The following is a 24,985-nucleotide window of genomic DNA, read 5'->3' on the forward strand; positions in this document are numbered from 1 at the left end:
CTTACTTAGCAGCTTTTTTACGAGGCGCTGGTGCTTGTGGTTTCAGTTCTTCTTGGCGACCACCAATTACTTCGCCTTTGAAGATCCAAACCTTTACACCGATCACACCGTAGGTGGTGTGAGCTTCGTAGGTGGCATAGTCGATATCGGCACGCAGGGTGTGCAGTGGCACACGACCTTCGCGATACCATTCAGTACGTGCGATTTCAGCACCGCCGAGACGACCGCTCACTTGGATTTTGATGCCTTTGGCACCAATGCGCATGGCGTTCTGTACGGCGCGCTTCATGGCGCGACGGAACATCACACGACGCTCCAGCTGCTGAGCTACGCTCTGGGCAACCAGCATACCGTCGAGCTCCGGCTTGCGGATCTCTTCGATATTGATGTGCACAGGCACACCCATTTGCTTGGTCAGGTCCTGACGCAGTTTTTCAACATCCTCACCTTTCTTCCCGATAACGATACCTGGACGAGCGGTGTGGATGGTGATGCGTGCAGTTTGAGCCGGGCGATGGATATCGATACGGCTTACGGACGCGCTTTTTAGTTTGTCTTGGAGATACTCACGCACCTTCAGATCTGCGAGCAAATAGTCCGCATAAGTCCGACCGTCTGCGTACCAGACGGAGGTGTGCTCCTTGACGATTCCCAGGCGAATGCCAATGGGATGTACTTTCTGACCCATCTCTTCGACTCCGTTACTTGTCAGCAACCTTGACAGTGATATGGCAAGACCGCTTGACGATGCGATCAGCACGGCCTTTGGCACGTGGCATGATGCGCTTCAGCGAACGCCCTTCGTTGACGAAAACGGTGCTGACCTTCAGGTCATCAACGTCTGCGCCTTCGTTATGCTCGGCGTTGGCTACGGCCGACTCCAGCACTTTTTTCATGATCTCGGCGGCTTTCTTACTGCTGAAAGCCAACAGGTTGAGCGCTTCGCCCACCTTCTTCCCGCGGATCTGGTCGGCGACCAAGCGGGCTTTCTGGGCGGAGATTCGAGCGCCCGACAACTTAGCGGCTACTTCCATTTCCTTACCCCTTAACGCTTGGCTTTCTTGTCTGCCACGTGCCCGCGATAAGTGCGGGTACCGGCGAACTCGCCCAGTTTGTGGCCGACCATGTCTTCGTTTACGAGAACTGGGACGTGCTGACGACCGTTGTGTACAGCGATGGTCAGACCGACCATTTGTGGCAGGATCATCGAACGACGCGACCAAGTCTTAATTGGTTTGCGATCGTTTTTTTCCGCCGCCACTTCGATCTTCTTCAGTAGGTGAAGATCAATAAAAGGACCTTTTTTCAGAGAACGTGGCACTGTCGTATCCCTCTATTTACTTGCGACGACGGACGATCATTTTGTCGGTACGCTTATTACCACGAGTCTTCGCGCCCTTAGTCGGGAAGCCCCATGGCGATACCGGATGACGACCACCAGAGGTACGACCTTCACCACCACCATGTGGGTGGTCAACCGGGTTCATGGCAACACCACGAACGGTTGGGCGAACGCCACGCCAGCGCTTGGCACCAGCTTTACCCAGCGAACGCAGGCTGTGCTCGGAGTTCGAGACTTCGCCCAGGGTCGCACGGCACTCAGCCAGTACTTTACGCATTTCACCGGAACGCAGACGCAGGGTCACGTAAACGCCTTCACGAGCGATCAGCTGAGCCGAAGCACCAGCGGAACGAGCGATTTGCGCGCCTTTACCTGGCTTCAGTTCGATGCCGTGTACGGTGCTACCAACTGGAATGTTGCGCAGTTGCAGAGCGTTGCCCGGCTTGATCGGCGCCAGAGCACCTGCGATCAGCTGGTCGCCAGCGCTCACGCCTTTAGGGGCGATGATGTAGCGACGCTCGCCATCTGCGTACAGCAGCAGAGCGATGTGAGCAGTACGGTTTGGATCGTATTCGATACGCTCGACAGTGGCAGCGATGCCATCTTTGTCGTTGCGACGGAAGTCGACCAGACGATAATGCTGCTTATGACCACCACCGACGTGACGAGTGGTAATGCGGCCATTGTTGTTACGACCACCAGACTTCGATTTTTTCTCGAGCAGCGGTGCGTGAGGAGCTCCTTTATGCAGCTCCTGGTTGACCACCTTGACCACAAAACGGCGGCCAGGGGAAGTCGGTTTGCATTTAACGATTGCCATGATGCACCCCTTCCTTACTCAGCACTGCTGCTGAAATCGAGATCTTGGCCTGGCTGAAGGGAGATAACTGCCTTCTTCCAGTCATTACGCTTGCCCAGACCGCGAGCGGTGCGCTTGCTCTTACCCAGAACGTTCAGGGTAGTAACACGCTCAACTTTCACGCTGAACAGGCTTTCGACGGCCTTCTTGATTTCCAGCTTGGTTGCGTCAGTAGCAACCTTGAAAACGAACTGGCCTTTCTTGTCTGCCAGAACCGTAGCCTTCTCGGAAACGTGCGGGCCAAGCAGAACTTTAAATACGCGTTCCTGGTTCATCCCAGCAGCTCCTCGAATTTCTTCACGGCCGACACGGTGATCAACACCTTGTCGTATGCGATCAGACTAACTGGATCGGAACCTTGCACGTCACGTACATCTACGTGTGGCAGGTTACGAGCAGCCAGGTACAGGTTCTGATCAACAGCGTCCGACACGATCAGAACGTCGGTCAGGCTCATGTTGTTCAGTTTGCCCAGCAGGTCTTTGGTTTTCGGAGTTTCAACTGCGAAATCCTGAACCACGACCAGACGATCAGTACGCACCAGCTCAGCAAGGATGGAGCGCATTGCTGCGCGATACATCTTCTTGTTCAGCTTCTGGGAGTGATCCTGTGGACGAGCTGCGAAGGTGGTGCCGCCGCCGCGCCAGATTGGGCTGCGGATAGTACCGGCACGAGCACGGCCAGTACCTTTCTGACGCCATGGGCGCTTGCCGCCACCACGAACGTCGGAACGGGTCTTCTGCTGCTTGCTACCCTGACGGCCGCCAGCCATGTAGGCCACGACTGCTTGGTGAACCAGCGTCTCGTTGAACTCGCCGCCAAATGTCAGTTCGGAAACTTCGATCGCTTGAGCGTCATTTACATTTAATTGCATGTCAGCTTCCCCTTAACCGCGAGCCTTGGCTGCCGGACGTACAACCAGGTTGCCGCCAGTAGCGCCAGGTACAGCGCCCTTGACCAACAACAGATTGCGTTCAGCGTCCACGCGCACTACTTCCAGGGACTGCACGGTCACGCGCTCAGCGCCCATATGACCGGACATTTTTTTGCCCTTGAATACACGACCAGGAGTCTGGCACTGGCCGATTGAGCCTGGGACGCGGTGGGATACGGAGTTACCGTGGGTGTTATCTTGCCCGCGGAAGTTCCAACGCTTGATCGTACCCTGGAAGCCTTTACCTTTGGACTGACCGGTTACATCAACCAGTTGACCAGCAGCGAAGATTTCAGCGTTGATCAGATCGCCGGCCTGGTACTCGCCTTCTTCAAGACGAAATTCCATAACGGTACGACCAGCGGCAACGTTCGCCTTGGCGAAGTGGCCAGCTTGAGCAGCTGTAACACGGGAAGCACGACGCTCGCCGACAGTGACTTGCACTGCACGATAGCCATCGGTTTCTTCAGTTTTGAACTGGGTGACGCGATTCGGCTCGATCTCAATGACCGTGACCGGAATGGAGACACCTTCTTCGGTGAAAATACGGGTCATACCCGCTTTACGACCGACTACACCAATAGTCATGTTGTAAACCTCATGAGTGTACGGGGCTTTCACCCGCTATGGCCGCCCATTTCAGAGCGTTACACGACCAAGACCGAGTCTTAGCCGAGGCTGATCTGCACTTCCACACCGGCCGCAAGATCAAGCTTCATAAGAGCATCAACGGTTTTATCCGTTGGCTGGACGATGTCCAGAACGCGCTTATGAGTGCGGATCTCGTACTGGTCACGCGCGTCTTTGTTGACGTGCGGGGAAACCAGAACGGTGAACCGCTCTTTACGGGTAGGCAGTGGAATTGGACCACGCACTTGAGCACCAGTACGTTTCGCGGTTTCCACGATTTCCTGGGTTGATTGGTCGATCAGGCGATGGTCAAAAGCCTTCAACCTGATACGGATTTGCTGATTTTGCATTGGATTTCAGACTCCGGCTGCTATTCCCACCGGGCGCAATACGCCCGTTAAAAGGAGGCGCAATTCTATAGACGCCCCCGATAGGTGTCAACCCAATAAAAAAGCCCCCGCTAAGCGGGGGCTTTTTCAACTCATCAAAGCTATCTCAACAAAGAGATCACTCGATGATTTTAGCTACGACGCCAGCACCAACGGTACGGCCGCCTTCACGGATAGCGAAACGCAGACCATCTTCCATCGCGATGGTTTTGATCAGGGTAACAGTCATTTGAATGTTGTCACCTGGCATTACCATTTCAACGCCTTCTGGCAGTTCGCAGTTACCGGTCACGTCAGTAGTACGGAAGTAGAACTGTGGACGGTAGCCTTTGAAGAACGGAGTGTGACGACCGCCTTCTTCCTTGCTCAGAACGTAAACTTCTGCGGTGAACTTGGTGTGCGGCTTAACCGAACCCGGCTTAACCAGAACCTGACCACGCTCAACGTCGTCACGCTTGGTACCACGCAGCAGAACGCCGCAGTTCTCGCCCGCACGACCTTCGTCCAGCAGCTTGCGGAACATCTCAACACCGGTGCAGGTGGTGGTAGTGGTGTCACGCAGACCAACGATTTCCAGCGGATCCTGAACGCGAACGATACCGCGCTCGATACGACCGGTCACAACAGTACCGCGACCCGAAATCGAGAACACGTCTTCGATTGGCATCAGGAACGGCTTGTCGATAGCACGCTCTGGCTCTGGGATGTAGCTGTCCAGAGTTTCCACCAGCTTCTTGACAGCAGTAGTGCCCATTTCGTTGTCGTCTTTGCCTTCCAGCGCCATACGAGCCGAACCGATGATGATCGGAGTGTCGTCGCCTGGGAAGTCGTAGGTGGACAGCAGGTCGCGAACTTCCATCTCAACCAGTTCCAGCAGCTCAGCGTCGTCTACCAGGTCAGCCTTGTTCAGGAAAACCACGATGTACGGAACGCCTACCTGACGGGACAGCAGGATGTGCTCACGAGTTTGTGGCATCGGACCATCGGCAGCCGAGCAAACCAGGATCGCGCCGTCCATCTGGGCAGCACCGGTGATCATGTTCTTCACGTAGTCAGCGTGACCTGGGCAGTCAACGTGAGCGTAGTGACGAATGTTCGAGTTGTACTCAACGTGCGCGGTGTTGATGGTGATACCGCGAGCTTTTTCTTCTGGAGCGCTGTCGATCTTGTCGAATTCAACTACGGCCGAACCGAAAACTTCGGAGCAGACGCGAGTCAGAGCAGCGGTCAGAGTGGTTTTACCGTGGTCAACGTGACCGATGGTGCCAACGTTTACGTGCGGTAGGGAACGATCAAATTTTTCTTTAGCCACGACAATTAACTCCTAGCCTAAAGGGGGGCTGAATCAGCCTTGTTTTTTAACGAGAGCTTCGACGATATTCGACGGAGCTTCGGCGTATTTGGAGAATTCCATGGAGTAGCTCGCGCGACCCTGAGACATGGAACGAACGTCGGTTGCGTAACCGAACATCTCTCCGAGCGGAACTTCAGCACGAACGACACGACCGGAAACCGAGTCCTCCATGCCCTGAACCAGACCACGACGACGGTTCAGGTCACCCATCACGTCACCCAGGTAGTCTTCCGGAGTAACAACTTCCACCTTCATGATCGGCTCGAGAACCACGCCACCACCCTTCTGGGCCAGTTGCTTGGTTGCCATCGAAGCAGCGACCTTGAACGCCATCTCGTTGGAGTCGACGTCATGGTAGGAACCGTCAAACACGGTAGCCTTCAGGCCGATCAGCGGATAGCCGGCAACAACGCCGTTCTTCATCTGCTCTTCGATACCCTTCTGAATCGCTGGAATGTATTCCTTAGGAACCACACCACCAACAACTTCGTTAGTGAAAACCAGACCTTCGGTGATGTTGCCTTTTTCGTCGGCATCCGGCTCGGAGAAGCGGATCCAGCAGTGACCGAACTGACCACGACCACCCGACTGACGAACGAACTTGCCTTCGATCTCGACGTTGGACTTGGTGATCTTCTCGCGGTACGAAACCTGCGGCTTGCCGATGTTGGCCTCGACGTTGAACTCGCGCTTCATGCGGTCAACGAGGATGTCCAGGTGCAGCTCACCCATACCGGAGATGATGGTCTGACCGGTTTCTTCATCGGTCTTGACGCGGAACGACGGGTCTTCCTGGGCCAGCTTGCCCAGTGCGATACCCATCTTTTCCTGGTCCTGCTTGGTTTTCGGCTCAACGGAGAGCGAAATCACAGGCTCAGGGAAATCCATACGCTCGAGGATGATCGGCTTGTCGGCGTTGCACAGGGTATCACCGGTGGTGACGTCCTTCATGCCGATCAGAGCGGCGATGTCGCCCGCACGTACTTCCTTGATCTCTTCACGCTGGTTGGCGTGCATCTGAACCATACGACCAACGCGCTCTTTCTTGCCCTTGACCGAGTTGATGACGGAGTCACCGGAGGTCAAGAAGCCCGAGTAAACGCGAACGAAGGTCAGAGTACCCACGAACGGGTCGGTGGCAATCTTGAACGCCAGCGCCGAGAACGGCTCGTCGTCATCAGCGTGACGCTCGTCGTACTGCTCTGGTTTGACTTCGTCTTTCGGCACGTCGATGAGATCAGGGTGGATACCCTTGATCGCAGGGATCTCGGTCGGAGCAGGCAGGAAGTCGATAACGGCGTCGAGAACCAGGGGAACACCCTTGTTCTTGAACGACGAACCGCAGACAGCCGGAACGATCTCGCTGGCCAGGGTGCGCGCACGCAGGCCTGCCTTGATCTCTTCGACGGTCAGCTCACCTTCTTCAAGGTACTTGTTCATCAGTTCTTCGCTGGCTTCGGCAGCCGCCTCAACCATGTTGTTGCGCCACTCGTTGGCCAGCTCTACCAGATTCGCAGGAATTTCTTCCTCACGATAGGTAGTGCCCTTGTCGTCTTCGTTCCAGTAGATAGCCTTCATCTTGATCAGATCAACCTGACCTTCGAAGTTATCTTCTGCACCGATGGCCAGCTGTACTGGAACCGGAGTATGACCCAGACGATTCTTGATCTGGCCGACAACGCGCAGGAAGTCCGCACCGGCACGGTCCATCTTGTTCACGTAAACAATACGTGGAACACCGTACTTGTTGGCTTGACGCCATACAGTTTCGGACTGAGGCTCAACACCGGAGGTACCGCAGAATACAACCACAGCGCCGTCAAGCACGCGCAGGGAACGCTCTACTTCAATTGTGAAGTCAACGTGACCCGGGGTATCGATAACGTTCACGCGATAGTTGTCATACTGACCACGGGAACCCTTCCAGAAAGTGGTAACAGCAGCGGAAGTAATGGTAATACCCCGCTCCTGCTCCTGCACCATCCAGTCGGTGGTCGCGGCGCCATCATGCACCTCGCCCATTTTGTGGCTCAGACCTGTGTAAAACAGGATCCGCTCGGTAGTGGTGGTCTTGCCCGCGTCAACGTGAGCACAGATACCAATGTTACGATAGCGGTTGATTGCAGTAGTACGAGCCATAAAGCCCTCGCAAAATTAGTGAAGCTAAAATTAGAAGCGGTAGTGCGAGAAAGCTTTGTTAGCTTCGGCCATACGGTGCACGTCTTCACGCTTCTTAACAGCAGCACCTTTACCTTCAGCAGCATCCAGCAGCTCGCCAGCCAAGCGCAGAGCCATAGACTTCTCGCCACGCTTGCGGGCGAAGTCTACCAACCAGCGCATTGCCAGAGCGTTACGACGGGACGGACGAACCTCGACCGGAACCTGGTAAGTAGCACCACCAACGCGGCGCGACTTCACTTCGACCAGCGGAGCGATGGCGTCGAGTGCTTTTTCGAAGAGTTCCAGGGGATCGGTGCCGGTCTTGCGAGCCGCAACGGTTTCCAGGGCACCATAAACGATACGTTCGGCAACGGCTTTCTTGCCGCTTTCCATAACGTGGTTCATGAATTTGGCGAGGATTTGGCTTCCGTATTTCGGATCGTCCAGAATCTCACGCTTTGCTGCTACGCGACGTCTTGGCATTGATAAGCCCTCAAACGGTCTTCAGGTTAGTTCGGGACAGATCCGCGAGGATGCGCGCCCGACCTTACTCTTATCGACTCAGTAAAATAAAAATCTGCAAAACGGCCGATTACTTCGGACGTTTGGTACCGTACTTCGAACGACCCTGGTTACGGCCTTTAACGCCCGAAGTATCCAAGGAGCCGCGAACGGTGTGGTAACGAACACCTGGCAAGTCTTTTACACGACCGCCACGGATCAGAACCACGCTGTGCTCTTGCAGGTTGTGGCCTTCACCACCGATGTACGAGGAAACCTCGAAACCGTTGGTCAGGCGCACACGGCATACTTTACGCAGTGCCGAGTTAGGTTTTTTCGGCGTAGTGGTGTACACACGGGTGCACACGCCACGACGTTGCGGGCAGTTCTGCAGCGCAGGTACGTCGGATTTCTCGACGATACGCTTACGCGGCTGACGTACCAGCTGGTTGATAGTTGCCATCTACTAGCTCCACTGTTGTCTTGCGACGCTATTGTCTTGCAAGAAAAGCAAAATGACAGGAACGGATTCCCGCCAAATTTAGGGGATCAAGAGTCTAAAGAGGATCTTGCCCCCAGTCAAGGCAAGGCCCCGACCTCCCCGCCCATCGAACTTCGACAAATTGTCTCGATTCGATGAACGGCGCGATCAGGGCCTCAGCTCATTTTTCGCAGAACTCAGTTACCGCTCGAGTTCAGCGCTTCGGTCAGTGCAGCTTCCACTTCACTGGCGCTTACGCGCAACGGTTTGTCCGCATCACGACGACGCTTGCGCTCGCTGTGATAAGCCAGACCGGTACCAGCCGGGATCAGACGACCCACGACCACGTTTTCTTTCAGGCCGCGCAGGTAATCGCGCTTGCCGGTTACCGCAGCCTCGGTCAGTACGCGGGTGGTTTCCTGGAAGGAAGCCGCCGAGATGAACGATTCGGTCGACAACGACGCCTTGGTAATACCCAGCAGAACACGGGTGAACTTGGAGACAAACTTGTCTTCCGCATTCAGACGCTCGTTCTCTACCAGAACGTGAGTCAGTTCCATCTGGTCGCCCTTGATGAAGCTGGAGTCGCCCGACTCGGAGATCTCAACTTTACGCAGCATCTGACGCAGGATGGTCTCGATGTGCTTGTCGTTGATCTTCACGCCTTGCAGACGGTAAACGTCCTGGATCTCGTTGACGATGTACTTGGCCAGCGCGCTGACACCCAGCAGACGCAGGATGTCGTGCGGATCGCTCGGACCGTCGGAGATAACTTCGCCGCGGTTTACCTGTTCGCCTTCGAACACGTTCAGGTGACGCCACTTCGGAATCAGCTCTTCGTACGGATCGCTACCGTCGTTCGGGGTGATGACCAGACGACGCTTGCCCTTGGTCTCTTTACCGAACGCGATGGTGCCGCTGACTTCAGCCAGAATCGACGCTTCTTTCGGACGACGAGCCTCGAACAGGTCGGCAACACGCGGCAGACCACCGGTGATGTCACGGGTTTTCGAAGTTTCTTGCGGGATACGAGCGATAACATCACCGATCGCAATCTTCGCACCGTCCGCAACACCGACCAGGGCGTTGGCCGGCAGGAAGTACTGAGCAATAACGTCAGTGCCTGGCAGCAGCAGATCCTTGCCGTTATCGTCGACCATCTTCACAGCAGGGCGGATGTCCTTGCCGGCGGCTGGACGATCTTTCGGATCAAGTACTTCAATGTTGGTCATACCGGTCAATTCGTCAGTCTGACGCTTGATCGTGATGCCTTCTTCCATGCCCACGTAGGTCACGGTACCTTTCATTTCGGTAACGATCGGGTGAGTGTGCGGATCCCACTTGGCCACGATGGCACCAGCGTCGACCTTGTCACCTTCTTTAACCGAAATCACGGCACCGTACGGCAGCTTGTAACGCTCGCGCTCACGACCGAAGTCGTCAGCAATCGCCAGCTCACCGGAACGGGACACGGCAACCAGGTTGCCATCCACGCGCTCAACGTGCTTCAGATTGTGCAGACGGACGGTACCGCCATTCTTCACCTGAACGCTGTCGGCTGCGGAAGTACGGCTTGCCGCACCACCGATGTGGAACGTACGCATCGTCAGCTGGGTACCCGGCTCACCGATGGACTGGGCAGCGATAACGCCGACCGACTCACCGATGTTCACCTGGTGACCACGAGCCAGGTCACGGCCGTAGCACTTGGCGCAGATACCGTAGCGGGTTTCGCAGCTGATCGGCGAACGCACGATCACTTCGTCGATGCTATTCAGCTCGATGAACTCGACCCACTTCTCATCTACCAGAGTGCCGGCAGGAACGATGACGTCCTCGGTACCCGGCTTGAATACGTCACGGGCAATGACACGACCCAATACGCGCTCACCCAACGGCTCTACAACGTCACCGCCTTCAATGTGCGGAGTCATTACCAGGCCGTGTTCGGTGCCGCAATCGATCTCGGTCACAACCAGATCCTGCGCCACGTCTACCAGACGACGAGTCAGGTAACCGGAGTTCGCAGTTTTCAACGCGGTATCCGCCAGACCTTTACGAGCACCGTGAGTCGAGATGAAGTACTGGAGTACGCTCAGACCTTCACGGAAGTTCGCAGTAATCGGCGTTTCAATGATGGAACCGTCCGGCTTGGCCATCAGACCACGCATACCGGCCAGCTGACGAATCTGTGCTGCGGAACCCCGCGCACCCGAGTCGGCCATCATGTACATCGAGTTGAACGATTCTTGCTCGACTTCGTCGCCGTGACGGTCGATGACTTTCTCTTTCGAGAGGTTGGCCATCATCGCCTTGGAGACTTCGTCGTTCGCTTTCGACCAAAGGTCGATCACTTTGTTGTACTTCTCGCCCTGAGTTACCAGGCCGGAGGCGTACTGGCTCTCGATTTCTTTCACTTCGTCGGTGGCAGCACCGATGATGCGGGCTTTTTCATCCGGGATAACGAAGTCGTTAACACCGATGGAAACGCCGGAAATGGTCGAGTAGGCAAAACCGGTGTACATCAACTGGTCAGCGAAGATCACGGTCTCTTTCAGACCAACCACGCGGTAGCACTGGTTGATCAGCTTGGAGATCGCCTTTTTCTTCATCGGCAGGTTGACGACGTCGAACGACAGACCTTTCGGTACAACCTGGAACAGCAGCGCACGGCCGACAGTAGTGTCGACGATACGGGTGTTGTCCACGCTGTTGCCGTCACGATCGTTCACGGTTTCGTTGATACGAACCTTGATCTTGGCGTGCAGTGCGGCTTCGCCGGCACGGAACACACGGTCAACTTCCTGCAGATCCGCGAACACACGACCTTCACCCTTGGCGTTGATCGCTTCACGAGTCATGTAGTACAGACCCAATACAACGTCCTGCGACGGAACGATGATTGGCTCACCGTTTGCTGGCGACAGAATGTTGTTGGTCGACATCATCAACGCACGCGCTTCGAGCTGGGCTTCCAGCGTCAGCGGTACGTGCACGGCCATTTGGTCGCCGTCGAAGTCGGCGTTGTACGCAGCACAGACCAGAGGGTGCAGCTGGATAGCCTTACCTTCGATCAGTACCGGTTCAAACGCCTGGATACCCAGACGGTGAAGGGTCGGTGCACGGTTGAGAAGAACCGGGTGTTCGCGAATCACTTCGGCGAGAACGTCCCAAACTTCCGGCAGCTCGCGCTCGACCATTTTCTTGGCCGCTTTGATGGTAGTCGCCAGACCACGCATTTCCAGCTTGCCGAAAATGAACGGCTTGAACAGCTCGAGAGCCATCTTCTTCGGCAGACCGCACTGGTGCAGACGCAGGGTCGGACCTACGGTAATTACCGAACGACCGGAGTAGTCAACACGCTTACCGAGCAAGTTCTGACGGAAACGACCTTGCTTACCCTTGATCATGTCAGCCAGGGATTTCAGAGGACGCTTGTTCGAACCGGTGATAGCGCGGCCACGACGACCGTTGTCGAGCAGTGCATCGACAGCTTCCTGCAACATACGCTTTTCGTTGCGCACGATGATGTCCGGAGCGGACAGATCCAGCAGGCGCTTCAAACGGTTGTTACGGTTGATCACTCGACGATACAGATCGTTGAGGTCGGAAGTCGCGAAACGACCGCCATCCAGCGGGACCAGTGGACGCAGATCCGGCGGCAGAACCGGCAGAACGGTCAGCACCATCCACTCTGGCAGGTTGCCGGAACCCTGGAAGGCTTCCATCAACTTCAGACGCTTGGACAGCTTCTTGATCTTGGTTTCGGAGTTGGTTTGCGGAATCTCTTCACGCAGACGGCCAATCTCATGTTCCAGGTCGATAGCGTGCAGCAGTTCGCGGACAGCCTCGGCACCCATGCGGGCGTCGAAATCGTCACCGAACTCTTCCAGCGCTTCGAAGTACTGCTCGTCGTTCAGCAGCTGACCTTTTTCGAGAGTGGTCATGCCCGGGTCGATAACGACATAGCTCTCGAAGTAGAGAACGCGTTCGATATCACGCAGGGTCATGTCCATCAGCAGGCCGATACGGGACGGCAGCGATTTCAGGAACCAGATGTGGGCAACCGGCGAAGCCAGTTCGATGTGCGCCATGCGCTCACGACGAACCTTGGCCAGTGCAACTTCAACGCCGCACTTCTCGCAGATCACACCACGATGCTTCAAGCGCTTGTACTTACCGCACAGGCACTCGTAATCCTTTACCGGGCCAAAGATCTTGGCGCAGAACAGACCGTCACGCTCGGGTTTGAACGTACGGTAGTTGATGGTTTCCGGCTTTTTAACTTCACCGAACGACCACGAGCGGATCATCTCAGGCGAGGCCAATCCGATACGGATGGCGTCGAACTCTTCGACTTGACCCTGGTTTTTCAGCAAATTCAGTAGGTCTTTCAAGGCCTTTCCTCCTGGCGGAGCAGAGAGCGGGCAATCCTGCCCCGCTCTCGATCGCGTCACGTGTTATTCGGTTTCCAGATCGATATCGATGCCGAGGGAACGAATTTCCTTGATCAACACGTTGAAGGACTCGGGCATGCCCGGCTCCATACGGTGATCGCCGTCCACGATGTTTTTGTACATCTTGGTCCGACCGTTCACATCGTCCGACTTCACTGTGAGCATTTCTTGCAGAGTGTAAGCAGCACCGTATGCTTCCAGTGCCCAGACCTCCATCTCCCCGAAACGCTGACCACCGAACTGCGCCTTACCACCCAGCGGCTGCTGAGTAACCAGGCTGTACGAACCGGTAGAACGCGCGTGCATCTTGTCGTCTACCAAGTGGTTCAGCTTCAGCATGTACATGTAGCCAACGGTAACTGGACGCTCGAACTTGTTGCCGGTACGGCCGTCGGTCAGCTGCATCTGGCCGCTTTCTGGCAGATCCGCCAGTTTCAGCATGGCCTTGATTTCAACTTCCTTGGCACCGTCGAACACCGGAGTGGCCATAGGAACGCCGCCACGCAGGTTCTTCGCCAGATCCAGGATTTCCTGATCGGAGAAGCTGTCCAGATCTTCGTTACGACCGCCGATCTGGTTGTAGATCTCGTCCAGGAAGGTACGCAGTTCAGCAACTTTGCGCTGCTCTTCGACCATCCGGTTGATCTTCTCGCCCAGACCTTTGGCCGCGAGGCCGAGGTGGGTTTCAAGGATCTGACCAACGTTCATACGCGAAGGTACGCCCAGCGGGTTGAGGACCACGTCAACCGGGGTGCCATTGGCATCGTGCGGCATGTCTTCAACCGGCATGATCACGGAGACCACACCTTTGTTACCGTGACGACCGGCCATCTTGTCGCCCGGCTGGATGCGACGACGGATTGCCAGGTAAACCTTGACGATCTTCAGCACGCCTGGAGCCAGGTCATCGCCTTGCTGCAGTTTGCGCTTCTTGTCTTCGAACTTGTCGTCCAGCAGACGGCGACGATCAACGATGTAGGCCTGAGCCTTCTCGAGCTGCTCGTTCAGAGCATCTTCAGCCATGCGCAGCTTGAACCACTGACCATGCTCGAGACCGTCGAGCACTTCGTCGGTGATGTCCTGGCCTTTCTTCAGACCCGCGCCGCCTTCAGCCTTGTGGCCTACCAGAGCGGAACGCAGACGCTCGAAGGTTGCGCCTTCAACGATGCGGAACTCTTCGTTCAGATCCTTGCGGATCTCGTCCAGCTGGGACTTTTCGATCGACAGGGCACGGCTGTCGCGCTCAACGCCATCACGGGTGAAAACCTGAACGTCGATGACAGTACCTTTGGTGCCGGTCGGCACGCGCAGGGAAGTGTCTTTAACGTCGCTGGCCTTCTCACCGAAAATTGCGCGAAGCAGCTTTTCTTCCGGGGTCAGTTGAGTCTCGCCTTTCGGAGTGACTTTACCGACCAGAATGTCGCCCGGGCCGACTTCGGCACCTACATAAACGATACCGGCTTCGTCCAGCTTGTTCAGTGCAGCTTCACCCACGTTCGGGATGTCCGCAGTGATTTCCTCTGGGCCAAGCTTGGTGTCACGAGCCACACAGGTCAGTTCCTGGATATGGATCGTGGTGAAGCGGTCTTCCTGAACCACACGCTCGGACAGACAGATGGAGTCTTCGAAGTTGAAGCCGTTCCATGCCATGAACGCGATGCGCATGTTCTGACCCAGAGCCAGTTCACCCATGTCGGTGGACGGACCGTCGGCCATGATGTCACCACGCTGAACACGATCACCCTTGCTCACCAGCGGACGCTGGTTGATGCAGGTGTTCTGGTTCGAGCGGGTGTACTTGGTCAGGTTGTAGATGTCGACACCCGCTTCGCCGGTTTCAACTTCGTCATCGGCAACGCGAACCACGATACGGCTGGCATCAACGGAGTCGATCACGCCGCCACGACGAGCCACGACGCAAACGCCGGAGTCGCGAGCCACGTTACGCTCCATGCCGGTACCGACCAGCGGCTTGTCAGCGCGCAGGGTAGGTACAGCTTGACGCTGCATGTTCGAACCCATCAACGCACGGTTGGCGTCGTCGTGCTCGAGGAACGGAATCAGCGACGCTGCAACCGAAACTACCTGCTTCGGCGAAACGTCCATCAAGGTGACGTCTTCCGGCGCCTTAACGGTGAATTCGTTCAGGTGACGTACGGCCACCAGTTCGTCGATCAGGACTTTCTGCTCATTCATGGTCGCCGAAGCCTGCGCGATCACATGATCGGCTTCTTCAATGGCGGACAGGAACACGATGTCGTCGGTGACCACTCCCTCTTTCACCACACGGTACGGACTCTCGAGGAAGCCGTACTGGTTGGTGCGAGCGTAAGCGGCCAGGGAGTTGATCAGACCGATGTTCGGGCCTTCCGGCGTTTCAATCGGGCAGACACGACCGTAGTGAGTCGGGTGTACGTCACGGACTTCGAAGCCCGCGCGCTCACGAGTCAGACCGCCAGGGCCGAGTGCGGAGACACGACGCTTGTGGGTGATCTCGGACAGCGGGTTGTTCTGGTCCATGAACTGCGACAGCTGGCTGGAACCGAAGAACTCTTTCACCGCCGCAGCCACTGGCTTGGCGTTGATCAGGTCTTGCGGCATCAGGCCTTCGCTTTCAGCCATCGACAGACGCTCTTTGACCGCACGCTCAACACGTACCAGGCCAACGCGGAACTGGTTCTCGGCCATTTCGCCCACGCAGCGAACACGACGGTTACCCAGGTGGTCGATGTCGTCGACGATGCCTTTACCGTTACGGATGTCGACCAGAGTCTTCAGTACCGCGACGATGTCTTCCTTGCATAGCACGCCCGAACCTTCGATCTCGGTACGACCGATACGACGGTTGAACTTCATCCGGCCGACCGCAGACAGGTCGTAACGCTCAGGGCTGAAGAACAGGTTGTTGAACAAGGTCTCGGCAGCGTCTTTGGTTGGCGGCTCGCCTGGACGCATCATGCGATAGATCTCGACCAGCGCTTCCAATTGGTTGCTGGTGGAATCGATCTTCAGCGTGTCGGAGACGAACGGACCGCAGTCGATGTCGTTGGTGTACAGAGTTTCGATGCGTACGACGCCAGCCTTGGCGATTTTCGCCAGGATTTCGGTCGACAGCTCGGTGTTGCACTCTGCCAGGATTTCACCTGTAGCCGGATGCACGATGGCCTTGGCGGTGGTACGACCCAGAACGTAATCCAGAGGCACGTCCAGCTCTTTGATCCCGGCTTTTTCCAGCTGGTTGATGTGGCGGGCAGTAATACGACGGCCCTGCTCAACGATCACCTTGCCTTTGTCGTCCTGGATATCAAGAACCGCAACTTCACCACGCAGGCGCTGGGGCACCAGCTCCAGGCTCAGGCCTTCGCCTTTTACGTGGAATACGTTGGTGGTGTAGAACGCGTCCAGTACTTCCTCGGTGGTATAACCGAGCGCGCGCAACAGTACCGAGGCCGGCAGCTTGCGACGACGGTCGATACGCACGAATACGCAGTCTTTCGGGTCGAACTCGAAATCCAGCCACGAACCGCGGTAAGGAATGATGCGCGCGGAGTACAGCAGTTTGCCGGAGCTGTGCGTCTTGCCACGGTCGTGGTCGAAGAACACGCCCGGGGAACGGTGCAGCTGGGAAACGATAACACGCTCGGTACCGTTGATTACGAAGGTACCGTTCTCAGTCATCAATGGGATTTCGCCCATGTAGACTTCTTGCTCTTTGATGTCCTTGATCGCTTTGTTCGACGATTCTTTGTCGAAAATGATCAGGCGCACTTTTACCCGCAAAGGTACGGCGAAAGTTACACCGCGCAATACGCATTCTTTGACATCAAATGCCGGTTCGCCCAGGCGATAACCGACGTACTCCAGCGCAGCATTGCCGGAGTAGCTGATGATCGGGAAAACGGATTTGAAGGCCGCATGCAGGCCCACGTCGCGGAACTGATCTTTAGTCGCTCCCGCTTGCAAGAATTCACGATACGAATCCAGCTGGATGGCCAGGAGGTAAGGCACATCCATGACGTCCGGCAACTTGCTAAAGTCCTTGCGGATACGTTTTTTCTCAGTATATGAGTAAGCCATCAGCGTTCCCCAGCTTGGTCACCTGCTTGTTTGGCCCCTCCCGACGGGAGCAGCCAGAAAATCGTGCAAACCCCATGGTTTGCGCCACCACATCGGGTGGTTACAGCTCGCTATCGGCACCGACCCAGTCGGCTGCCAATAACGGAAAAAGGCCGGTGGCAAGAGCCACCAGCCATCAGCCTGTCGCTTGACGCTCGGGCTGGAGGAGCAAAGTCGATGCTTACTTCAGCTCGACTTTAGCGCCTGCTTCTTCCAGCTTCTTCTTAGCGTCTTCAGCAGCTTCTTTCGAAACGCCTTCAGCTACAACCTGAGGAGCGCCGTCGACTTTCTCTTTGGCTTCTTTCAGGCCCAGACCGGTCAGTTCACGAACTGCCTTGATCACGTTTACTTTCTTGTCGCCGGCTTCAACCAGAACAACGTTGAACTCGGTTTGCTCTTCAACAACAGCGGCAGCAGCAGCTGGACCAGCAGCAGCAACAGCAGCGGTCACGCCGAAGGTTTCTTCCATTGCTTTGATCAGCTCAACAACTTCCAGAACGGTTTTCTGGCCGATTGCTTCGATGATTTGTTCGTTAGTCAGAGACATGACTCAATTCCTGATTTGGTGGACAGCCTGTACGGCCGTCGAAATAAACAAAAATACGCGAGAGTGGAAACGCTCAGCCTCAGGCTGCAGCTGCTTCTTTCTGATCGCGAATTGCCGCCAGAGTACGAGCCAGCTTGCTGGTAGCGCCTTGAATCACGCTCATCAGTTTCGCAATAGCTTCGTCGCGAGTTGGCAGGCTTGCCAGCACGTCGATCTCATTCGCTGCGAGGAACTTGCCCTCGAACGAAGCTGCCTTGATCTCGAACTTATCCTGACCCTTGGCAAATTCCTTGAACAGACGAGCAGCAGCGCCCGGGTGTTCGTTGGAGAATGCAATCAGGGTCGGGCCGGTGAACACGTCGTTGAGGACACTGTAAGGAGTGTCAGCAACAGCGCGCTTGAGCAGGGTGTTACGTACAACACGTACGTAAACGCCAGCTTCACGAGCCTCTTTACGGAGTCCGGTCATTGCGCCTACTGTTACGCCACGGGCATCAACCACGACAGCGGACAGAGCGACTTTGGCAGCCTCGTTGACTTCAGCGACGATGGCCTTCTTGTCTTCGAGATTAATTGCCACGGGTTTAACTCCTGCTTGTTACCGTTTCATTCGATCGGAACCGAATGTCGTTTTGGTGTCTGATTCGGTAAGGAACCGGGAGCACCATCTGCGTAGGCTTGAGGTTTAAGACTTGCGTCGCCTACGGTCTTGGATAGCCCCCGCCAGGCAGGGACCCCAATCTTTCAATTGGCGCAGTCAACTGCGCCAATTTTTGTCTTAAGCGTCCAGCGAGCTCTGGTCGATAACCAGACCTGGGCCCATAGTGGTGCTCAGGGTAACGCGCTTGACGTAGATACCTTTCGAAGAAGCTGGCTTGATACGCTTCAGATCAGCGATCAGAGCTTCAACGTTTTCCTTCAGCTTGACGGCATCGAAGCCGATCTTGCCAACGGAAGTGTGGATGATGCCGTTTTTGTCGGTGCGATAACGAACCTGACCAGCCTTGGCATTTTTAACCGCGGTAGCGACGTCTGGGGTAACAGTGCCGACTTTCGGGTTAGGCATCAGACCACGTGGACCAAGGATCTGACCCAGTTGACCTACAACGCGCATTGCATCCGGGGACGCGATCACTACGTCATAGTTCAGGTCGCCGCCTTTCATTTCTGCAGCCAGCTCGTCCATACCTACACGGTCAGCGCCTGCAGCCAGAGCGGCCTCAGCAGCTGGACCCTGGGTGAAAACAGCAACGCGAACAGTCTTGCCAGTGCCGTGCGGCAGCACAGTAGCGCTACGAACGACCTGGTCGGATTTACGCGGGTCTACACCCAGGTTTACAGCTACGTCGAACGACTCGACGAATTTGGCAGCTGGCAGCGAAGCCAGCAGAGTTGCGGCCTCTTCGAAGTTGTAGGACTTGCCCGCTTCGATTTTTTCAGCGATAGCCTTTTGGCGCTTGGTCAGCTTAGCCATTACACACCCTCCACGTTAAGGCCCATGCTACGAGCAGAACCGGCGATAGTGCGCACGGCTGCATCCATATCAGCTGCAGTCAGATCCGCGTTTTTGGTTTTCGCGATTTCTTCCAGCTGAGCACGGGTAACAGTGCCAACCTTAACGGTGTTCGGACGAGCGGAACCGCTGGTCAGACCGGCCGCCTTCTTCAGCAGAACCGAAGCAGGGGTGGATTTGGTTTCGAAAGTGAAGCTACGGTCGCTGTAGACAGTGATGATCACTGGAGTCGGCAGACCAGCTTCCAGGCCCTGGGTACGGGCGTTGAAAGCTTTGCAGAATTCCATGATGTTCACGCCGTGCTGACCCAAAGCAGGACCAACAGGTGGGCTTGGGTTAGCCTGAGCGGCCTTCACTTGCAGCTTGATGTAAGCGGTAATCTTCTTGGCCATGAGGCACTCCAATTACGGGTTCGAACGCCTCGAAAGGCTCCCCGGTTACTTGCGCGTTTATCCCAGTGACGACAAAACCCCACAGCCTAGGGCTGCGGGGTTGGGATGCTTGTTCAGTTAGACCTTTTCGACCTGACTGAACTCCAACTCTACCGGAGTAGAGCGTCCGAAAATAAGCACTGCCACTTGGATCCGGCTCTTTTCGTAGTTAACTTCTTCGACAACACCGTTAAAGTCAGCGAACGGCCCGTCATTGACTCGAACGGTTTCGCCTGGCTCGAACAGAGTCTTCGGTTTCGGCTTGTCGCTACCATCGGCAACGCGACGCAGAATCGCCTCAGCTTCTTTATCGGTGATTGGCGCCGGCTTATCAGCAGTACCGCCAATAAAACCCATCACCCGAGGAGTATCCTTGACCAAGTGCCAAGTACCCTCGTTCATATCCATCTGGACCAGCACATAACCTGGGAAGAATTTGCGCTCGCTTTTGCGTTTCTGGCCATTACGCATTTCAACCACTTCTTCAGTGGGAACCAGAATTTCGCCGAAGCCATCTTCCATGCCAGCCAGCTTTACGCGCTCGATTAACGAACGCATGACATGCTTCTCGTAACCCGAGTAAGCATGCACAACGTACCAACGCTTAGCCACGGGACACCCTTAGCCAACAATCAAGGAAACAAGCCAGCCGAGCAGGGAATCAAGCCCCCACAACAGCAACGCCATAACCAGGACAACAGCCACAACTATCAGCGTGGTCTGCGTGGTTTCTTGGCGAGTTGGCCAAACGACTTTACGAATCTCGGTGCGAGCTTCCTTAACCAGTACAAAGAAAGACTTGCCCTTGGCAGTCTGCAGGCCTACAAAGGCAGCCACAGCAGCAATGACAAGCAATGCGAGTACACGGTACAGGATCGGCGAAGCAGCGTAATACTGATTGCCGACAACGCCAACAATTACCAAAGCGACTACTACCAGCCACTTGAGCAAATCGAAGCGAGAGCCTTGAGCTTCAGCTTTAGGAGTCATCTATGAAGATCCTGTGAAAAGAAAGCCAGAAACACCGAGTGAATCTGGCAGGTCAGGAGGGAATCGAACCCCCAACCTACGGTTTTGGAGACCGTCGCTCTGCCAATTGAGCTACTGACCTAAAACAAAATCAGGCCGACCATTATGCCGGCCCGAAAAAGACATTACAACTGTTTACTCGATGATCTTGGCAACGACGCCAGCACCAACGGTACGGCCGCCTTCACGGATAGCGAAACGCAGACCATCTTCCATCGCGATGGTTTTGATCAGGGTAACAGTCATTTGAATGTTGTCACCTGGCATTACCATTTCAACGCCTTCTGGCAGTTCGCAGTTACCGGTCACGTCAGTAGTACGGAAGTAGAACTGTGGACGGTAGCCTTTGAAGAACGGAGTGTGACGACCGCCTTCTTCCTTGCTCAGAACGTAAACTTCTGCGGTGAACTTGGTGTGCGGCTTAACCGAACCTGGCTTGACCAGAACCTGACCACGCTCAACGTCGTCACGCTTGGTACCACGCAGCAGAACGCCGCAGTTCTCGCCCGCACGGCCTTCGTCCAGCAGCTTGCGGAACATCTCAACACCGGTGCAGGTGGTAGTGGTGGTGTCACGCAGACCAACGATTTCCAGCGGATCCTGAACGCGAACGATACCGCGCTCGATACGACCGGTCACAACAGTACCGCGACCCGAAATCGAGAACACGTCTTCGATTGGCATCAGGAACGGCTTGTCGATAGCACGCTCTGGCTCTGGGATGTAGCTGTCCAGAGTTTCCACCAGCTTCTTGACAGCAGTGGTGCCCATTTCGTTGTCGTCTTTGCCTTCCAGCGCCATACGAGCCGAACCGATGATGATCGGAGTGTCGTCGCCTGGGAAGTCGTAGGTGGACAGCAGGTCGCGAACTTCCATCTCAACCAGTTCCAGCAGCTCAGCGTCGTCTACCAGGTCAGCCTTGTTCAGGAAAACCACGATGTACGGAACGCCTACCTGACGGGACAGCAGGATGTGCTCACGAGTTTGCGGCATCGGACCATCGGCAGCCGAGCAAACCAGGATCGCGCCGTCCATCTGGGCAGCACCGGTGATCATGTTCTTCACGTAGTCAGCGTGACCTGGGCAGTCAACGTGAGCGTAGTGACGAATGTTCGAGTTGTACTCAACGTGCGCGGTGTTGATGGTGATACCGCGAGCTTTTTCTTCTGGAGCGCTGTCGATCTTGTCGAATTCAACTGCGGCCGAACCGAAAACTTCGGAGCAGACGCGAGTCAGAGCAGCGGTCAGCGTGGTTTTACCGTGGTCTACGTGACCGATGGTGCCAACGTTGACGTGCGGCAGGGAACGATCAAATTTTTCCTTAGCCATCGATATCACCCCTAACAGAAGAAATTGAGCAAACAACACAAGCCATTAAAACAAAGGCAGATATTTTCATATCTGCCTTGTCATATGGAGCTCTTGAGCGGATTTGAACCGCTGACCTCACCCTTACCAAGGGTGTGCTCTACCAACTGAGCTACAAGAGCGTAACACTTTGCACAACCTGCAAACTTGGAGCGGGTAGCGGGAATCGAACCCGCATCATCAGCTTGGAAGGCTGAGGTTCTACCACTAAACTATACCCGCGGAGCCTGCAGCTCACGCTAAAATCTGGTGGAGGGAGAAGGATTCGAACCTTCGAAGTCGTAGACGTCAGATTTACAGTCTGATCCCTTTGGCCGCTCGGGAACCCCTCCTAATCAGGCCGGCATTCTATACTATGCCAAACCCCTGTCAAGCATTTTCTCATTTAAAAAACATGAGGTTAGCTGCATTGACATCACCCCACCGCAGTGACCTTTTCAGGTCTTCGCTGTGGAGCGGGCGCCATTCTATGCAAACTACTCAGTAGGTGCAACCCCCTCGCACAGCATTATTTTATGTTTTAACTCATTGAATTCCTTAGAAAGGTTTTGCAGCTGAGCATCACCCAGCAAACGCTGGGTTTCGGGCGTAATCTGGAACCAATACGAACTGCCGGAAGACTCTTTGGCCGAAGGAAGAGCTTTTACCCCAAGCCCTGCCAAACGCTGCTCCAATGCCTGGGCGGGCTCAGGGCGACTCAAACCACCTATATATAGACACTGACCATCAGGCTTTCCTCCAGTCCTTTTTTCACTAGAAGCATCACCACCTGCCTCACTCAGCAAGCGAATATCCTGTTGCGAGCTACGATAGAGACTGAGCGGCGTGACATCCTTTGCGCGTAGCGGCGCCTCCTGCTGATGCCAGACGTAATAAAAAACATTGAGTACCAGGAGCAGAAGGAACAACCAACGCATACAAACCTCAGGACAAAGGACACGCCATAGCCAAACCCACGAATACCAAATCGGGAACAACCCTAGCCTCAGGCGCGATATCCGAGACTAGCTCGGCGTCCCCCCCCGTAATGTAGACACTGTAGTCATCACCCCAGTAGGCACGCGCCATCTCCAACTGCGTCAGTACGAATCCTCTGAGCATCAACGCACAACCACGCTCGACAGCCTCAGCCGTATTGCGTCCAGGCTCCTGACTCGTCAATGCCCGCTCCGCTGCGAGGTCTCCATAGCGAATTTTTCGAGTATGAGTACGCAGCTGATTACGCATTAGCGGCATGCCAGGACAAATGAAACCTCCTAGATGCTCACCTTCCGACGAGATGAAATCAGCAGTCACCGCAGTGCCAAAATCAAGAACCAGACAAGCCCCTTTAGCCAAGTGAAAACCACCAAGCATTGCCAACCAGCGATCAAGGCCAAGGCGCTCATAATCGTCGTAACCATTCTTAACACCGGACATCTCGCGAGCCGGCGCCGCACAAACAACGGAAACGCCGAACTCATGTTTGAGCACGCCAATCAGCAAATTAGTCTCATCTTCAGTTCTTACGCTGACGAGACGGCACTTATCGAGAGACACCTTCTCTAGCGATCGAAGACTGCTTACCAATGCCTCATCAGAGTCGGCCACACCTTCCGCGATCACGGTACCCGCCTCAACGCGCAGCACACGCCACTTGATAAAGCTGTTTCCACAATCGAGCTCAAGAATCATCACGCAACCTCAAGCTGAGCTCACCGCCACTAAAGACTTTTTCCACGCCATCTACCTTCAGCCGCAGCGCGCCTTGATTATCGATTCCCAGCACCACACCATCCACCTGGTTGACACCAGCAGTGAGGGAAACCGGCTGCCCTTGCCACAAGTGGCTCGCCTCCCATTCCGCCTGTAGCGCAGCGAAGCCGTCCGATTGGTGACGCTGCAAATAAAGCTGCAGCTGCTTACTTAGCTCAATCGCCAGAATATTGCGATCACACGCCCGTCCCGACTCCAAACGCATTGAAGTCCATTGCTGATCGACTTCATCCGTAGTCTGCATGTTCACATTGATGCCTATACCCAACACTACGTGACACACGTCAGCAGGATCCCCAACCAGCTCCAACAGAATCCCGGCGATTTTTTTTCGCCCGACCAATACATCATTGGGCCACTTCAAACCTGCACCTGGCACTCCAAGCGCATGCAAGGCTTGCATGACGGCGAGCCCGACAACAAGACTCAGCCCCTCAAGCTGACGCATCCCACCATCAATACGCAACACGAGGCTGTAATAGAGATTTTCAGCGAACGGGCTCACCCATTTACGGCCTCTGCGCCCACGCCCTGAGCTCTGGCGCTCAGCCAATACAATAAAGGGAGCCGCCCGCCCCCCATCCACCGCGCGCAGCGATTCAGCATTAGTAGAGTCGACAGAATCGAAGATACTGACAGACCAGCCGCAAAGGCCTTCCTCTATCTTGAGCACGTCAAGCAATGTCAATGGCGAGGCCAATTGATAGCCCCTTCCCCGAACTTTATGTATGGACAATCCAAGCTCAGCCTCTAGGTGTTGAAGCTGCTTCCACACCGCACTTCGACTAACTCCCAAGGCAGCACCCAAAGCCTGACCGGAATGGAATCGACCATCCTTCAGGAGATTCAACAACGTCAGCATGCAGGTCTCGCCTCTGAATGAGGCCCGAATAATAGCTATGCACCGGGCCGTTGCATAGAATTCAAAAAATCCACTTTCCTGCGGGCAAAACAAAACCCCAACTGCCTTCGCAATTGGGGTTTCGGAATTTAATCTTGACGATGACCTACTCTCACATGGGGGAAACCCCACACTACCATCGGCGATGCATCGTTTCACTTCTGAGTTCGGGATGGGATCAGGTGGTTCCAACGCTCTATGGTCGTCAAGAAATTCGG

24 protein-coding genes, 4 tRNA genes and 1 rRNA gene are annotated in these 24,985 nt (G+C 55.3%); all 29 read right to left on the reverse strand.

The features are described 5' to 3' along the window. Position 1: 1 nt before the first annotated feature. The 29 genes from rpsC to rrf all read right to left on the reverse strand — a co-directional run bounded on the left by rpsC (position 2) and on the right by rrf (position 24,977). On the reverse strand, positions 2–688 hold the full coding sequence (gene rpsC, locus CAF79_RS10180) for a 30S ribosomal protein S3 (protein WP_085688068.1): 687 nt from the start codon (positions 686–688) through the stop codon (positions 2–4). 13 nt (positions 689–701) lie between these two features. Continuing rightward, positions 702–1,034: a 50S ribosomal protein L22 gene (rplV, locus tag CAF79_RS10185; RefSeq protein WP_003103908.1), complete on the reverse strand. Its 333-nt coding sequence runs from the start codon at positions 1,032–1,034 to the stop codon at positions 702–704. A gap of 11 nt (positions 1,035–1,045) precedes the next feature. After that, positions 1,046–1,321 carry a 30S ribosomal protein S19 gene (gene rpsS, locus CAF79_RS10190; RefSeq protein WP_003228731.1) on the reverse strand — a complete coding sequence of 92 codons (276 nt, stop codon included), beginning with the start codon at positions 1,319–1,321 and terminating at the stop codon, positions 1,046–1,048. 16 nt (positions 1,322–1,337) lie between these two features. Then, on the reverse strand, positions 1,338–2,162 hold the full coding sequence (gene rplB / locus CAF79_RS10195) for a 50S ribosomal protein L2 (RefSeq protein ID WP_007924198.1): 825 nt from the start codon (positions 2,160–2,162) through the stop codon (positions 1,338–1,340). Between the two features lie 14 nt (positions 2,163–2,176). Next, on the reverse strand, positions 2,177–2,476 hold the full coding sequence (rplW, locus tag CAF79_RS10200; protein ID WP_002555488.1) for a 50S ribosomal protein L23: 300 nt from the start codon (positions 2,474–2,476) through the stop codon (positions 2,177–2,179). Continuing rightward, positions 2,473–3,075: a 50S ribosomal protein L4 gene (gene rplD / locus CAF79_RS10205; RefSeq protein ID WP_003228735.1), complete on the reverse strand. Its 603-nt coding sequence runs from the start codon at positions 3,073–3,075 to the stop codon at positions 2,473–2,475. The genes rplW and rplD overlap by 4 nt, the downstream gene beginning before the upstream one ends. 12 nt (positions 3,076–3,087) lie before the next feature. After that, positions 3,088–3,723, reverse strand: coding sequence for a 50S ribosomal protein L3 (gene rplC, locus CAF79_RS10210; protein WP_007955641.1), 636 nt, complete (start codon positions 3,721–3,723; stop codon positions 3,088–3,090). Positions 3,724–3,803: 80 nt separating this feature from the next. Beyond that, the gene (rpsJ, locus tag CAF79_RS10215) at positions 3,804–4,115 is read right to left on the reverse strand and encodes a 30S ribosomal protein S10 (RefSeq protein ID WP_003186070.1); all 312 of its coding nucleotides are present in this window, start codon (positions 4,113–4,115) and stop codon (positions 3,804–3,806) included. Positions 4,116–4,272: 157 nt separating this feature from the next. Beyond that, complete coding sequence (gene tuf, locus CAF79_RS10220) at positions 4,273–5,466, reverse strand: elongation factor Tu (RefSeq protein ID WP_028614144.1); 1,194 nt, start codon at positions 5,464–5,466, stop codon at positions 4,273–4,275. A 33-nt stretch (positions 5,467–5,499) separates the two neighbouring features. Next, complete coding sequence (gene fusA / locus CAF79_RS10225) at positions 5,500–7,647, reverse strand: elongation factor G (RefSeq protein WP_085697679.1); 2,148 nt, start codon at positions 7,645–7,647, stop codon at positions 5,500–5,502. 30 nt (positions 7,648–7,677) lie between these two features. Next, positions 7,678–8,151: a 30S ribosomal protein S7 gene (gene rpsG, locus CAF79_RS10230; RefSeq protein ID WP_007957592.1), complete on the reverse strand. Its 474-nt coding sequence runs from the start codon at positions 8,149–8,151 to the stop codon at positions 7,678–7,680. Positions 8,152–8,260: 109 nt separating this feature from the next. Next, positions 8,261–8,632 carry a 30S ribosomal protein S12 gene (rpsL, locus tag CAF79_RS10235; RefSeq protein WP_003186084.1) on the reverse strand — a complete coding sequence of 124 codons (372 nt, stop codon included), beginning with the start codon at positions 8,630–8,632 and terminating at the stop codon, positions 8,261–8,263. 215 nt (positions 8,633–8,847) lie between these two features. Further along, the gene (rpoC, locus tag CAF79_RS10240; protein WP_085697680.1) at positions 8,848–13,047 is read right to left on the reverse strand and encodes a DNA-directed RNA polymerase subunit beta'; all 4,200 of its coding nucleotides are present in this window, start codon (positions 13,045–13,047) and stop codon (positions 8,848–8,850) included. Between the two features lie 63 nt (positions 13,048–13,110). Beyond that, positions 13,111–17,184 (reverse strand): DNA-directed RNA polymerase subunit beta, encoded by a 4,074-nt coding sequence (rpoB, locus tag CAF79_RS10245; RefSeq protein ID WP_085697681.1) that lies wholly within the window; start codon positions 17,182–17,184, stop codon positions 13,111–13,113. Positions 17,185–17,404: 220 nt separating this feature from the next. Next, positions 17,405–17,770 carry a 50S ribosomal protein L7/L12 gene (gene rplL, locus CAF79_RS10250; RefSeq protein ID WP_003255496.1) on the reverse strand — a complete coding sequence of 122 codons (366 nt, stop codon included), beginning with the start codon at positions 17,768–17,770 and terminating at the stop codon, positions 17,405–17,407. 79 nt (positions 17,771–17,849) lie between these two features. Next, positions 17,850–18,350 (reverse strand): 50S ribosomal protein L10, encoded by a 501-nt coding sequence (gene rplJ, locus CAF79_RS10255; RefSeq protein WP_007957597.1) that lies wholly within the window; start codon positions 18,348–18,350, stop codon positions 17,850–17,852. Positions 18,351–18,548: 198 nt separating this feature from the next. Beyond that, positions 18,549–19,244 (reverse strand): 50S ribosomal protein L1, encoded by a 696-nt coding sequence (rplA, locus tag CAF79_RS10260; protein ID WP_011336175.1) that lies wholly within the window; start codon positions 19,242–19,244, stop codon positions 18,549–18,551. Then, complete coding sequence (gene rplK / locus CAF79_RS10265) at positions 19,244–19,675, reverse strand: 50S ribosomal protein L11 (protein WP_003228756.1); 432 nt, start codon at positions 19,673–19,675, stop codon at positions 19,244–19,246. Before rplK ends, rplA begins: the two co-directional genes overlap by 1 nt. Before the next feature lie 117 nt (positions 19,676–19,792). Beyond that, positions 19,793–20,326 (reverse strand): transcription termination/antitermination protein NusG, encoded by a 534-nt coding sequence (nusG, locus tag CAF79_RS10270; RefSeq protein WP_007957598.1) that lies wholly within the window; start codon positions 20,324–20,326, stop codon positions 19,793–19,795. A 9-nt stretch (positions 20,327–20,335) separates the two neighbouring features. Continuing rightward, complete coding sequence (gene secE / locus CAF79_RS10275; protein WP_007957600.1) at positions 20,336–20,704, reverse strand: preprotein translocase subunit SecE; 369 nt, start codon at positions 20,702–20,704, stop codon at positions 20,336–20,338. Positions 20,705–20,749: 45 nt separating this feature from the next. Continuing rightward, positions 20,750–20,825: transfer RNA gene (locus CAF79_RS10280), tRNA-Trp, on the reverse strand. Between the two features lie 53 nt (positions 20,826–20,878). Further along, complete coding sequence (gene tuf, locus CAF79_RS10285; protein WP_085697682.1) at positions 20,879–22,072, reverse strand: elongation factor Tu; 1,194 nt, start codon at positions 22,070–22,072, stop codon at positions 20,879–20,881. Between the two features lie 85 nt (positions 22,073–22,157). Continuing rightward, positions 22,158–22,233: transfer RNA gene (locus CAF79_RS10290), tRNA-Thr, on the reverse strand. Between the two features lie 26 nt (positions 22,234–22,259). Beyond that, positions 22,260–22,333, reverse strand: a tRNA-Gly gene (locus CAF79_RS10295). Between the two features lie 25 nt (positions 22,334–22,358). Next, positions 22,359–22,443, reverse strand: a tRNA-Tyr gene (locus CAF79_RS10300). A 144-nt stretch (positions 22,444–22,587) separates the two neighbouring features. Beyond that, complete coding sequence (locus CAF79_RS10305; protein WP_085697683.1) at positions 22,588–23,028, reverse strand: hypothetical protein; 441 nt, start codon at positions 23,026–23,028, stop codon at positions 22,588–22,590. Positions 23,029–23,035: 7 nt separating this feature from the next. Then, positions 23,036–23,785 carry a pantothenate kinase gene (locus tag CAF79_RS10310; protein ID WP_085697684.1) on the reverse strand — a complete coding sequence of 250 codons (750 nt, stop codon included), beginning with the start codon at positions 23,783–23,785 and terminating at the stop codon, positions 23,036–23,038. Beyond that, on the reverse strand, positions 23,775–24,728 hold the full coding sequence (gene birA / locus CAF79_RS10315) for a bifunctional biotin--[acetyl-CoA-carboxylase] ligase/biotin operon repressor BirA (protein WP_085697685.1): 954 nt from the start codon (positions 24,726–24,728) through the stop codon (positions 23,775–23,777). The genes CAF79_RS10310 and birA overlap by 11 nt, the downstream gene beginning before the upstream one ends. Before the next feature lie 132 nt (positions 24,729–24,860). Then, positions 24,861–24,977: ribosomal RNA gene (rrf, locus tag CAF79_RS10320) — 5S ribosomal RNA — on the reverse strand. Positions 24,978–24,985 lie beyond the last annotated feature (8 nt).

The organism is Pseudomonas sp. B26(2017), assembly GCF_002113045.1.
Lineage (GTDB): Bacteria > Pseudomonadota > Gammaproteobacteria > Pseudomonadales > Pseudomonadaceae > Aquipseudomonas.

Coding starts and splice junctions, on each gene's coding strand:
- rpsC (WP_085688068.1), bottom strand. CDS start 688: ATGGGTCAGAAAGTACATCCCATTGGCATTCGCCTGGGAATCGTCAAG.
- rplV (WP_003103908.1), bottom strand. CDS start 1,034: ATGGAAGTAGCCGCTAAGTTGTCGGGCGCTCGAATCTCCGCCCAGAAA.
- rplB (WP_007924198.1), bottom strand. CDS start 2,162: ATGGCAATCGTTAAATGCAAACCGACTTCCCCTGGCCGCCGTTTTGTG.
- rplW (WP_002555488.1), bottom strand. CDS start 2,476: ATGAACCAGGAACGCGTATTTAAAGTTCTGCTTGGCCCGCACGTTTCC.
- rplD (WP_003228735.1), bottom strand. CDS start 3,075: ATGCAATTAAATGTAAATGACGCTCAAGCGATCGAAGTTTCCGAACTG.
- rplC (WP_007955641.1), bottom strand. CDS start 3,723: ATGACTATTGGTGTAGTCGGTCGTAAAGCGGGTATGACCCGTATTTTC.
- rpsJ (WP_003186070.1), bottom strand. CDS start 4,115: ATGCAAAATCAGCAAATCCGTATCAGGTTGAAGGCTTTTGACCATCGC.
- fusA (WP_085697679.1), bottom strand. CDS start 7,647: ATGGCTCGTACTACTGCAATCAACCGCTATCGTAACATTGGTATCTGT.
- rpsG (WP_007957592.1), bottom strand. CDS start 8,151: ATGCCAAGACGTCGCGTAGCAGCAAAGCGTGAGATTCTGGACGATCCG.
- rpsL (WP_003186084.1), bottom strand. CDS start 8,632: ATGGCAACTATCAACCAGCTGGTACGTCAGCCGCGTAAGCGTATCGTC.
- rpoB (WP_085697681.1), bottom strand. CDS start 17,184: ATGGCTTACTCATATACTGAGAAAAAACGTATCCGCAAGGACTTTAGC.
- rplL (WP_003255496.1), bottom strand. CDS start 17,770: ATGTCTCTGACTAACGAACAAATCATCGAAGCAATCGGCCAGAAAACC.
- rplA (WP_011336175.1), bottom strand. CDS start 19,244: ATGGCTAAGCTGACCAAGCGCCAAAAGGCTATCGCTGAAAAAATCGAA.
- rplK (WP_003228756.1), bottom strand. CDS start 19,675: ATGGCCAAGAAGATTACCGCTTACATCAAGCTGCAAGTGAAGGCCGCT.
- secE (WP_007957600.1), bottom strand. CDS start 20,704: ATGACTCCTAAAGCTGAAGCTCAAGGCTCTCGCTTCGATTTGCTCAAG.
- tuf (WP_085697682.1), bottom strand. CDS start 22,072: ATGGCTAAGGAAAAATTTGATCGTTCCCTGCCGCACGTCAACGTTGGC.
- CAF79_RS10305 (WP_085697683.1), bottom strand. CDS start 23,028: ATGCGTTGGTTGTTCCTTCTGCTCCTGGTACTCAATGTTTTTTATTAC.
- CAF79_RS10310 (WP_085697684.1), bottom strand. CDS start 23,785: ATGATTCTTGAGCTCGATTGTGGAAACAGCTTTATCAAGTGGCGTGTG.
- birA (WP_085697685.1), bottom strand. CDS start 24,728: ATGCTGACGTTGTTGAATCTCCTGAAGGATGGTCGATTCCATTCCGGT.